The 11,841-nt window shown below is 72.4% G+C and carries 8 protein-coding genes; all 8 read left to right on the top strand.

Annotated features, from left to right (window positions below):
* The first annotated feature begins 198 nt into the window (after nucleotides 1–198).
* The gene (locus ACFO3Q_RS11495; protein WP_377004862.1) at nucleotides 199–1,047 is read left to right on the top strand and encodes a hypothetical protein; all 849 of its coding nucleotides are present in this window, start codon (nucleotides 199–201) and stop codon (nucleotides 1,045–1,047) included.
* 77 nt (nucleotides 1,048–1,124) lie between these two features.
* A complete protein-coding gene (gene nth, locus ACFO3Q_RS11490) occupies nucleotides 1,125–1,769 on the top strand; it encodes an endonuclease III (RefSeq protein ID WP_377004861.1) in 645 nt (214 codons plus the stop codon).
* A gap of 207 nt (nucleotides 1,770–1,976) precedes the next feature.
* Entirely contained in the window at nucleotides 1,977–3,452 is a 1,476-nt protein-coding gene (locus tag ACFO3Q_RS11485) for a hypothetical protein (protein WP_377004860.1), read from the top strand.
* Nucleotides 3,453–3,535: 83 nt separating this feature from the next.
* On the top strand, nucleotides 3,536–6,193 hold the full coding sequence (locus ACFO3Q_RS11480; protein ID WP_377004859.1) for a TonB-dependent receptor domain-containing protein: 2,658 nt from the start codon (nucleotides 3,536–3,538) through the stop codon (nucleotides 6,191–6,193).
* A 106-nt stretch (nucleotides 6,194–6,299) separates the two neighbouring features.
* Nucleotides 6,300–7,127 carry a type II secretion system protein N gene (locus ACFO3Q_RS11475; RefSeq protein WP_377004858.1) on the top strand — a complete coding sequence of 276 codons (828 nt, stop codon included), beginning with the start codon at nucleotides 6,300–6,302 and terminating at the stop codon, nucleotides 7,125–7,127.
* The gene (gene gspD, locus ACFO3Q_RS11470; RefSeq protein WP_377004857.1) at nucleotides 7,124–9,145 is read left to right on the top strand and encodes a type II secretion system secretin GspD; all 2,022 of its coding nucleotides are present in this window, start codon (nucleotides 7,124–7,126) and stop codon (nucleotides 9,143–9,145) included. The genes ACFO3Q_RS11475 and gspD overlap by 4 nt, the downstream gene beginning before the upstream one ends.
* A complete protein-coding gene (gene gspE / locus ACFO3Q_RS11465; RefSeq protein ID WP_377004864.1) occupies nucleotides 9,142–10,632 on the top strand; it encodes a type II secretion system ATPase GspE in 1,491 nt (496 codons plus the stop codon). The genes gspD and gspE overlap by 4 nt, the downstream gene beginning before the upstream one ends.
* Nucleotides 10,619–11,830 carry a type II secretion system inner membrane protein GspF gene (gene gspF, locus ACFO3Q_RS11460; RefSeq protein ID WP_377004855.1) on the top strand — a complete coding sequence of 404 codons (1,212 nt, stop codon included), beginning with the start codon at nucleotides 10,619–10,621 and terminating at the stop codon, nucleotides 11,828–11,830. The genes gspE and gspF overlap by 14 nt, the downstream gene beginning before the upstream one ends.
* Nucleotides 11,831–11,841 lie beyond the last annotated feature (11 nt).

Raw genomic sequence — 11,841 nt, 5'->3', positions numbered from 1 at the left:
CGCCTCGAACGCGCCGCCGCGGAGGCCGCGGCCCGGGCACGCGCCGCGGCCGCAGCGGCGACCGGAAGCGATGCGGTCGCGGCCGCCGTCGCGCGCGCCCTGGCCCGCCGGGCCCGTTGAACCGCTCCGACATTCTTCCGACAACTCGCGCGGTCGACCTCCGCAGACTGTGGCGCTCCTTGCCGCTGTCTCCCGCACATGCGTCGATTCGCCGCCGTCACCACCTGCCACGCCGCCGGTTACGAGAAGTACGGCCGCACCATGCTGGAGACCTTCGACCGCCATTGGCCGGCGCAGGTCCCGCTGCACCTCTACACCGAAGGCTTCGACTGCGACGTCGCGAGCCCGCGCATCCACGCGCGTCCGCTGCTCGAAGCCAGCCCGGAACTCCGGGCGTTCAAGGCACGCCACCGCGACGATCCCTCCGCGCACGGGCACGTGCGCCCGCCGGTGACCTGGCGGGTGTTCGGGCGTCGCATCGCGCTTCCGCTGCGCCGGCGCCTGCGTCACGACTACCGTTTCGACGCGGTGCGCTTCGCGCACAAGAGTTTCGCGGTCCTGCATGCGGCCGCGCACCTCCGCGAGGTCGACGTCCTGCTGTGGCTCGACGCCGACACCCGCTTCTTCGCCGACCTCCCCCAGGACGCGCTGGAGGGCTTCGTGCCGGAGGACTGCTTCGTCGGCTGCCTGCGCCGCACGACGATGCACACCGAATGCGGCTTCGTCGCCTACAACCTGCGCCATCCGGCGACCGCGGACTTCCTGGCCGACTTCCGCGCGCTGTACGTCGAGGACCGCTTCCGGAACGAGCGCGAGTGGCACGACTCCTGGCTGTTCGATGCGGCACGCGCCCGCGCGGAGGCCCGCGGCGCGCGGTCGTACGACATCGGCGAAGGCATCGGAGCCAGCGCCGGCCACGTCCTGGTGAACTCGCGGCTGGGCAGCTTCATGGACCACATGAAGGGCGACCGCAAGGAGGCCGGCCGCAGCGCCGCCGCCGACCTGGTGGTCGCGCGCGGCGAAGCCTACTGGTCCACGGCGGGCTGAGCGCGCTCGCCCGGCGGCACGGGCTCCGGCATCATCGCGGGTTCTCCGGCGCCCGGCGCCGCGCCCGCTCCTTCCGCATGAAGCCTGCCGACCGCATCGAGTTCTTCCGCCGCCTGGCCGAGCTCAACCCGAACCCGACCACGGAGCTGGAGTACGACACGCCGTTCGAGCTGCTGGTCGCGGTGATCCTGTCCGCCCAGGCGACGGACGTCGGCGTCAACAAGGCCACGCGGCGCCTGTTCCCCGTGGCCAACACGCCGGCGGCCATCCTGGCGCTGGGCGAGGACGGCCTGAAGCGTTACATCTCGACCATCGGCCTGTTCAACGCCAAGGCGAAGAACGTCATCGCGACCTGCCGCATCCTGCTCGAACGCCACGGCGGCGAGGTGCCGCAGACGCGCGAGGCGCTGGAGGCCCTGCCCGGAGTGGGCCGCAAGACCGCCAACGTGGTGCTCAACACCGCCTTCGGGCAGCCGACCATGGCGGTGGACACGCACATCTTCCGGGTGGCGAACCGTACCGGGCTGGCGCCCGGCAAGGACGTGCGCGCCGTGGAGGACAGGCTGATGAAGGCCGTGCCCCGCGACTACCTCCAGGACGCCCACCACTGGCTGATCCTGCACGGCCGCTACGTGTGCAAGGCGCGGCGCCCCGAGTGCCCCGTCTGCGTGGTCCGCGACCTCTGCGCATACCGCCAGAAGACCGTGCTCCCGGCCGGCTAGACCGGCCTTCCGGCGGCCCCGAAACATCGCCGAAACCGCAGCGACACGCGGGCCGTCACGCCGTCCGGCGGCTGTCACTGCTGCGTCCGAAAACTGTCACGTCCCAGCCGTACAAAGCCTCGGCCTGGGGGGTGCACCCGTTTGCCGCCTGCTGGATGCATTCCGGCCGCTCCCCGTGCGTCTTCCCACCCACGCCGGAGATCCTGGATGTCCTCCAACACCCTCAAGTCGCTGCTCGTGACGTTCGGCGCGGTCGCCGCGCTGACCGCCTGTGGCGGCGGTGCCGACCGCGTCGCCTCGCCGGGCGAAGGCGCCTTCCCGCCCCCGCCCACCCAGGCACCGCCGCCCCCGCCGCCGACCGCCCCGCCGCCGCCGACCGGCGGTCCCGCCGCGGACTGCCCCGCGGGCTTCGCCAACGTCGGCACCATCGCCAACAACACGCTGCGCGCCTGCCAGCTGCCGGCCCTCATCACCGGCAGCCTCACCGTCCCGAAGCGCGACGGCACCGTCTATGCCATCAGCGGCCGTGTCGACGTGGGCCAGGACCGCGGCGGCGACGCCAACAACCCGGCCTCGGGCGCGCAGCAGGGCATCCTGACGATCGAGCCGGGCGTGCGCCTGTACGGCTCGGCCGGGCTGGACTACCTCGTGGTCAACCGCGGCTCGCAGATCTTCGCCGAGGGCACCGCGACCGAGCCGGTCATCATGACCAGCCGCCAGAGCATCGAAGGCCAGACCAACCAGGATTCCATGGGCCAGTGGGGCGGCCTCGTCGTCCTCGGCCGTGCGCCGATCAACGCCTGCCCGGGCACGACGGTCTCCGGCACTCCCGAGTGCCAGGCCCAGGTCGAGGGCACCAACGCCTTCTACGGCGGCAACTCCGTCGGCGACAACAGCGGCCGCATGCGCTACCTGCGCGTGATGCACTCGGGCTTCGAGATCCTGCCCAACAACGAGCTCAACGGCATCACCCTCGCCGGCGTCGGCAACGGCACGGTGTTCGAGTACGTGCAGGTGCACAACAGCTCGGACGACGGCATCGAGTGGTTCGGCGGCACGGTCAACGGCCGCTACCTGGTCCTGACCGGCAACGACGACGACAGCCTCGACGCCGACACCGGCTGGAACGGCACGGTGCAGTTCGGCATCGTCCTGCAGCGTCCGGGCGGCGGCGACCGCATGGCCGAGTTCAGCAGCATCAACCGCACCCCGGCCTCGAACCCGAAGTTCGCCAACTTCACGATGGTCGGCCGCGCCTCCTCGAGCGTCGCCATCATCATGAACCAGGGCATGAACGCCCAGTGGTACAACCTTGTCGTCACCCGCCCCGCGGAGGGCAACACCGGCGACGGCCTGGGCTGCCTCGACGTGGACGACGCCACCACCACGGGCCAGTTCCACTCGGTGTTCTTCGCCTGCCCGCAGCCGTTCGTCGACGACGCCAACGGCCAGGCCGCGGCGCTGTTCAACGCCGGCACCAACAACGTGCCCAACGGCACCTCGTCGCTCACCGACATCTTCGTCAACGGCCCGAACGAGAACGCCGTGCCGGCCTTCCAGGGCCTGCCCACGGTCAGCAGCTACTTCCAGCAGGTGGACTACATCGGCGGCGTCCGCGACGCCAGCGACACCTGGTGGCAGGGCTGGACCTGCGGCCTCACCGCCGCCACGCCGTGCCACTGACGTGAGATCCGCGACGGGGCTGCGGGCGATGTCCGCAGCCCCGTTCGCGCGCGACGACTCCGCCTAACGACAAGGCCAGAACAATGACCTCTTCCGCCGCCCGCCCCGGCCCGCTTCGCTCCACCCTCTTCCTCGCCATCACCGGCCTGCTGGCCGCGCCGGGCGCGCTCGCGCAGACCGCGCAGGATGCGGCCTCGACCGCGCCGCAGAGCAGCTCCTCCGCGCGCGCGCTCGACGCGGTGACCGTGCGCGGCGAGTACATCCCCGAGCCGATGGCGCAGACCTCCGAGATCGCGTCCTTCGTCACGCGCGAGGACTTCCAGCGCACCGGCGACAGCGATGCCGCGCAGGCGCTGACCCGCGTGACCGGCCTCAGCCTCGCGCAGGGCCGCTTCGTGTACGTGCGCGGCCTCGGCGAGCGCTACTCCTCGGCCCTCCTGAACGGCTCCGCCCTGCCCAGCCCCGAGCCGCTGCAGCGCGTGGTGCCGCTCGACCTCTTCCCCAGCAGCGTGCTCGACTCGATCACGGTGCAGAAGACCTATTCCGTGCGCTACCCCGGCGAGTTCGGCGGCGGCGTGATCGACCTGCAGACCATCACCGTTCCCGACGAGCCCTTCTTCAACCTGTCGGTCGGCACCGGCGGCAACACCGAGACCACCGGCAAGCGCGGCCTGACGCACTACGGCGGCGGCGACGACTTCTGGGGCTACGACAACGGCACCCGCAAGATGCCGCGCGAGCTCCGCGACGCCATCGCGACGGGCAACCGCGTGGACGGCGCCTTCTTCAGCCAGCAGGAGCTCGCGCGCATCGGCCGCAGCTTCGTCAACGCGCCGCTCACCCTGCTGCAGGAGACCGACAGCGTCGATCCCGACGTCAGCTTCGGCGGTAGCGCGGGCTACAGCGCCGACATGGGCTCCTTCCGCATGGGCTTCATCGCGGTGGCCGGCTTCGAGAACAAGTGGAACACCCGCAACGGCGTGCAGCAGGAAGGCGCCAACATCAACGACGTGCTCGAGGTCCGGACGGACTACGACTTCCGCTCGACCCAGAACGACGCCAAGGTCAACGTGCTGCTCGGCACCGGCCTGGACTGGGGCCAGCACAAGGTCAACCTGACCACCATCTACGTGCACGACACCATCAAGGAGACCCGCAGCCGCGAGGGCTTCGACGAACTCTTCGGCGAGTTCGTGCGCGACGACTACACCGAGTGGTTCGAGCGCGACATGGTCAACAACCAGATCGCCGGCTCGCACTCCTTCGGCGAGTACGACGACCTGACCATCGAGTGGCGCGGCAGCTTCTCCAAGGCGCGCCGGCAGGCTCCCTACGAGCGCGGCATCCGCTACCGCCTGGTCGATACCGGCACCGAGCAGTACTACGTGCACAGCGCCTCGCGCGAGCAGAACTACACCCGCTTCAGCACGGTGGACGACAAGGTCGTGAGCGGCGGCGTCGACGTCACCTGGAGGCTGCCGGTGGAGCGCGAGGCCATCCTCAGCGGCGGCCTGTCCTACTCCGACAACGACCGCAGCGCGGAGTCGCGCGAATTCCGCTTCCTGGCGCTGAACGGCCCGCTGCCGGAGCTGGTGCAGCGCCAGCGCGTGGACTTCCTGCTGTCGGACTACAACATCAGCCAGGGCTACCTGACCCTGCGCGAGACCACGGGTTCCAGCGGCGCCGCCGCCTACGACGCGACGCTCAAGGTCAAGGGCGCCTACCTGCAGGCCGAGGCGGAGATCGTGCCGGCCCTGCGCGGCACGGTTGGCGTGCGCTACGAGGACGCCACCCAGGCCGTGCGGCCGTACAACCTGTTCAGCGCCGCCGTGCCCCAGGCCGCACCGCCGCTGGCGAACGACTACTTCCTGCCCGCCGGCACCCTCACCTGGAACTTCGCGGAGAACCAGCAGGTCCGCGTCGGCGCGTCCAAGACCATCGGCCGCCCGCAGTTCCGCGAACTCGCTCCGCAGCAGTACCTGGACACCGACAGCGACCGCCTGTTCATCGGCAACCCGTACCTCTTCGACACCGAGATCCGCAACTACGACGCCCGCTACGAGTTCTTCTTCGACCAGGGCGGCTCGTTCACCGCGGCGCTGTTCTACAAGGACCTCGACCGCCCGATCGAGTCCATCGTCAACGAGGCCGGCGGTACCATCCAGCAGACCTTCATCAACGTGCCGCGCGCCGAGCTCTACGGCGCCGAGGTGGACTTCCGACGCTACTTCGACCTGCCGATCCAGGCCGACTGGTGGGGCCAGAAGCGCCTCTACGTCGGCGGCAACTACACCTACACCAAGTCCGAGGTGAAGGCGAAGGCGGGCGACGTGGTGTATCCGCTCGGCTTCAACGGGCAGCCGGTGGACGCACTGCAGTTCGTCCGCGTGGGCAGCGCGATGCAGGGGCAGTCGCAGGACATCGCCAACGTCCAGATCGGCATCGAGGACGAGGCCTCGCGCAGCCAGCTGACCCTGGCCGCGACCTACGTCGGCGAGCGCATCTCGGCGCGCGGACGGCCGGGCCAGCCCGACTTCGTCCAGAGGCCGGGCACCATGCTCGACCTGATCGCGCGCAAGGGCATCGACTTCGGCGGCACCGAGGTCACGGTGAGCTTCGAGGCGCGCAACCTCCTCGGCACCGAGTACCAGGAGTACCAGGAACTCGGCGGCGGGCGCGTGGACATCAACCGCTACGATCTCGGCCGTTCGTTCTCGATCAACCTGAGCGCCGCCTTCTGAGTCCGTTCCGCTCCGACAGCGCTTCCCCCGCCGCGACGCCCGGTCCCCGGACCGGGCGTCGTCGGCGTTTCTCCGTTCCTGCATTCCGTCCCTCCCGCCGCCCGTGATGCCCCTTCCCCGCTCCGACGTCCCGCCTGCCGCGCATGCCGTGGCGGAGGGCCCCCGCGCGGTCGTGGAGCGGCTGCGCGGGCGATGGCCGGCCGTGCTGGAAGGCCTCGTCGTGGCCCTGCTGGCGGTGCAGGCGGCGCGCCTGGCCTGGCTGCTCGCGGTCCCCGGCGGGCCCGTGGGGAGCGCCGCGCCTGCCGCACTCGCCGCGACCGCGCCGGCGCACGGCGTGCGCGACCCCTTCGCCCCGGCCGCAGGCACGGCCGTCGCAGCGCAGGCACCGACGGGCCTGACCCTGCACGGCGTGCGGGTCGCGGCCGGCGGCGGCAGCGCCATCCTCGCCGATGCGGACGGCCGCCAGAGCGCCTACGCGGTGGGCGACACGGTCGCCCCGGGCCTGGTGCTGGCGCGGGTCGCTGCCGATCACGTGGTGCTGCGCGGCGGTGGCGGCGAGCGCCGGCTCGACCTGCCGGCCACGGCGGCCCTGCCCTTGCCCGTTCCCGCCGCCCTGCCCACCGGCACGCCCGCGGTCGCGGCGTCGCGCGCCGGCGTGGATCCGCAGCGCCTGCTCGCCGAGACCGGCCTGCGCGCGCGCAGCGAGGGCGGCCGCATCGACGGCTACGAGCTGATTCCCCGCGGCGACGGCGGACTGCTCCGCGCGGCCGGCCTGCAGCCCGGGGACGTGCTGCTCGCGGTCAACGGCAACACCCTGGACCCGGAACGCCTGGCCGAACTCGAACAGGAGCTGGCCGGCCGCGGCGCCGCCACGCTCACGATCCGTCGCGGCGACGCGACCCACACCATCACGCTGGACCCCGACACGCCTTGAACGCGTACCGCCTTCCCGCCCTGCTGCTCTTCGCCGCCGCCTTCGCCACGGCGCCCTCCGCACCGGCGCAGGACGCCGCGGGCGGCACCGTGCTCAACCTCCAGAACGCCGACGTGCGCGCCTTCATCCAAGACGTCGCGCGCGCCACCGGCAGCACCTTCATCATCGATCCCCGGGTGCAGGGGACGGTGACCATCAGCAGCAACGAGCCGCTTCCACCTTCCGAACTGCTGGCGATCCTGGTCGCTACGCTGCGCGCCAACGGCCTGGTCGCGGTGCCGGCCGGCGCAGGCACCTACCGCATCGTTCCCGACGACACCGCCGCGCAGCAGCCCGGCGTGCTGGGCGGCGAGGCCGGCTTCCGCACCGAGGTCTTCCGCCTGGCCAGCATCGACGCGCGCACCGCGGCCGACACCATCAAGCCGCTGGTCGGCCGCGGCGGCGTGGTCGTGCCGACCGCGGCGGGCAACACCCTGCTGGTCGCGGACTACGCCGACAACCTGCGCCGCGTCCGCGACGTGCTCGCCCAGCTCGACAACGACCGCGCCGCGGTCGAGACCGTCGGCCTGCGCAACAGCAGCGCACGCGAGATCGCCGGGGTCGTCAACGGCATGCTCGGCATCCGCGAGGGCGGCGGCACCCTCACGGTGATCCCGGTCGAGAGCAGCAATGCGGTGATCCTCCGCGGCGACGCCGCCACGGTGCGCCGCATGGCGCAGGTCGTGGCCGACCTCGACCAGCGCGCCGAGGCGACCGGGGACGTGCGCGTGGTACGTCTGCAGCACGCCAACGCCGAGCAGTTGCTTCCCGTCCTGCAGCAGATCGTCGGGCAGCCGCAGCAGCCGGGGGCCGCGCAGCAGGCCCAGGGCGAGGCGGCGGAAGTGGTGGCGCCCGACCCCGCGCGCCGTGCGGTCATCGCCCGCTACCCCGGCGCCAACGCACTGATCATCAACGCCGCGCCGGACACCCAGCGGACCCTGATGGAGGTGATCCGCCAGCTCGACACCCGCCGCGAGCAGGTGCTGGTCGAGGCCATCGTGGTCGAGGTCTCGGACGACATCGCGCGGCGCCTCGGCGTGCAGTACGCCATCGGCGGCGACAAGGGCTTCAGCGCCTCCAACTACTCCGCCGGCGCGCCGCCCATCCTCGGTCTGGCGGGCGCGGCCGCCGCGAACGACATCTTCCCCGGCGACGCCGACGCCGCCTCGGCCCTGCGCCAGGCCGCGCTGCAGTCGCTCGCGGGCACCAGCGGCGGCCTGCTCGGCTTCGGCGGCCGCAACGGCGACACCCTGTTCGGCGTGATCATCAACGCGGTCAAGAGCGACACCGCCTCCAACCTGCTCTCCACGCCGTCGATCCTGACCCTGGACAACGAGGAGGCGCGCATCCTGGTCGGCCAGGAAGTGCCGCTGACCACCGGCGAGGTGCTGGGCGACTCCAACAGCAACCCCTTCCGCACCATCCAGCGCCAGGACGTGGGCATCCAGCTCGAGGTCAAGCCGCAGATCAACAGCGGGGGCGGCATCACCCTGTTCCTGCGCCAGGAGGTCTCGGCCATCGCCGGCCCGGTGAGCGAGAACTACGGCGAGCTCATCCTCAACAAGCGCGAGATCGAGACGACGGTGCTGGTCGACGACGGCGACATCGTGGTGCTCGGCGGCCTGCTGGACCAGAACGAGCGGGTCTCCACCGACAAGGTGCCGGGCCTGGGCGACATCCCCGGCGTGGGCGCGCTGTTCCGCAGCAAGGGCCGGCAGCGCAACCAGACCAACCTGATGGTGTTCATCCGCCCGACCATCATCCGCAACGCGCGCGAGGCCCTGCGCGAGACGGCGCCGCGCTACGACTGGATCCGCAGCCAGCAGCGCATCGACGGCGTGGCCGACCTCGACGCACTGATGCGCGACTACCTGCGCGCCACCCCGCCGGCGGTGCCGGTGGGCGCCGAGCCGCTCTCGCTGCCGGACGCTCCCCACGACGACGCGGTGCCGCTCTCGCCGGTGCCGGAGGCCCGCTGACGATGGCCCCGACGGCGCTCGCCTACGGCTTCGCCAAGCGCCACGGCGTGCTCCTGCTGGAGGCGGCCGCCACCGCCCGCGTGGCACTGCGCGAGGGCGCCGATCCGCGCGCGCTGCTCGAGGTGCGCCGCGCCCTGGGACGAGCGCTGGAGGTGGTCCCGATGCCGCGGGCGGCCTTCGACCGGCGCCTGTCCGAGGTCTACGCCGGCGGCGCGCTCGCCGTCGACGGCGGGAGCGAGGCGCTGGCCGCGCCGGGCGGGCTGGACGCCCTGGTGGGCGACATCCCCGCCACCGCCGACCTGCTCGAAAGCCAGGACGACGCGCCCATCATCCGCCTGATCAACGGCGTGATCGCCGAGGCCGCGCGCCTCGGCGCCTCGGACATCCACGTCGAGTCCTACGAGACCGCCCTGGTGGTGCGCTTCCGCATCGACGGCGTGATGCGCGAGGTGCTGAGCCTGTCGCCGCGGCTGGCGCCGATGCTGGTCTCGCGCATCAAGGTGATGGCGCGCCTGGACATCGCGGAGAAGCGCCTGCCGCAGGACGGCCGCATCTCCCTGGCCATGGGCGCGAAGGCGCTCGACGTGCGCGTCTCCACCCTGCCCTCGCGCGGCGGCGAACGGGTGGTGATGCGCCTGCTCGACAAGGACCAGACAACGCTGGAACTCGCCGAACTCGGCATGCGGCCGGACGTGCTCGCAGCGCTGCGCCGCGCCCTGGCCCAGCCCAACGGCATCGTGCTGGTGACCGGCCCGACCGGGTCCGGCAAGACCACCACGCTCTACGCCAGCCTGGCCCTGCTCAGGGACGGCAGCCGCAACATCCTCACCGTCGAGGATCCGGTCGAGTACGCCATCGAGGGCATCGGCCAGACCCAGGTCAACACCAAGGTCGGCATGACCTTCGCCGCCGGCCTGCGCGCCATCCTGCGCCAGGACCCGGACGTGGTCATGGTCGGCGAGATCCGCGACGCCGAGACCGCCCAGATCGCGGTGCAGGCCAGCCTCACCGGCCACCTCGTGCTGTCCACGGTGCACACCAACGACGCTGTCGGCGCCATCACGCGCCTGCGCGACATGGGCGTGGAGCCCTTCCTGCTGGCCTCGACCGTCCGCCTGATCCTCGCCCAGCGTCTGGTCCGCCGGCTGTGCCCGGCCTGCCGCGCCCCGCGCGCGCCCGACGCCGCATCGGCGCGGCTGCTGGGGCCGGCGCATGCGGGCACGCTGTACGGCCCGACCGGCTGCGCGGCCTGCGGCCAGACCGGCTTCGCCGGGCGGGTCGGCGTCTACGAGGTGGTCCAGGTCGACGAGACCCTGCGCCGCCTGATCGGCGCCAACGCCGACGAGACGGCGCTGGCCGCCGCCGCCTTCGCGGCCGGTCCGGATCTCGCCGCGGCGGCGGCCGATCTCGTCGCCCGCGGCGAGACCAGCGTCGAGGAGGCGCTGCGCGTCATCCGTCAGGAGGGCGGTCCGCATGCCGCGGTTTGACTACGAGGCGCTGGACCTCGCCGGACGCAGCCGCGCCGGCCTGGTGGAGGCGCCGGACGAAGCCGAGGCGCGCGCGCGCCTGCAGCGGCGCGACCTGCTTCCGGTGCGGCTCGCGCCGGCAGCGGCGCGCCCCGCGACGGGCGGGCGGCGCCTGTTCGGCGGCCGCTTCGGCACCGGCGAGCTGGTGATGGTGACGCGCCAGCTGGCGACGCTGGCCGCGGTCGGACCGCTGGAGGAGGCGCTGCGCCAGATCGCCGCGCAGACCGACCGGCCCGCCACCCGCCGCGTGCTGCAGGCCACGCATGCGCGCCTGGTCGAGGGCCACCGGCTCTCGGAGGCCATGGCGGCCGAGCCGCGCGCCTTCCCACCGCTCTACCGCGCGATGATCGCGGCCGGCGAAAGCTCGGGCGCGCTGCCGGACATCCTCGAGCGGCTCGCCGACCTGCTCGAACGCCAGCGCCAGGTGCGCTCGAGGCTCGCCACCGCCCTGGTCTACCCTGTCGCGCTCGCCGTGGTCGCGGTCGCGGTCATCGCCGCGCTGATGGTGTTCGTGGTGCCCAGGGTGGTCGAGCAGTTCGACTCCATGGGCCGGGAGCTTCCGTTCCTGACGCGGCTGGTCATCGGCGTGTCCGACCTGATGGCGACATGGGCGCTGCCGGCGGGCGTCGTGCTGGTGGCCGGCGCGCTCGCCGCCGCCCGTGCGCTCCGCAATCCCGCGCTGCGCCTGCGCGCCGACCGCCTGCTGCTGGCGCTGCCCTTCGTCGGGCGGCTGCTGCGCGAGGTCCACGCCGCCCAGCTCGCGCGCACCCTCGCGGTGATGCTCGCCGGCGGCCTGCCGATGATGGAGGGCCTGGCGATCACCGCCCGCACCGTCGGCAACCGCGTGCTGCGCGGCGCCACCGAGGACATGGTCGCGGCGATCCGCGAGGGCGGCAGCCTGTCCTCGGCCATGCACCGTGCCGGCGTGTTCCCGCCGACGCTCCTGTACATGACGTCCAGCGGCGAGGAGAGCGGACGCCTGGCGCCCATGCTGGAGCGCGCGGCCGACTACCTCGAGCGCGAGTTCAACACCTTCGTCTCGGTCCTGCTGAGCCTGCTGGAGCCCGCGATCATCATCGTGCTCGGCGGCGCGATCGCGGTGATCGTGCTCTCCATCCTGCTGCCCATCCTCCAGTTCAACACGCTCGTCCTCCGCTGATCAGGTCGCCT

The organism is Coralloluteibacterium thermophilum (genome assembly GCF_042654365.1).
Lineage (GTDB): Bacteria > Pseudomonadota > Gammaproteobacteria > Xanthomonadales > Xanthomonadaceae > Coralloluteibacterium > Coralloluteibacterium thermophilum.
This window is presented reverse-complemented; position numbering and strand designations above follow the sequence as displayed.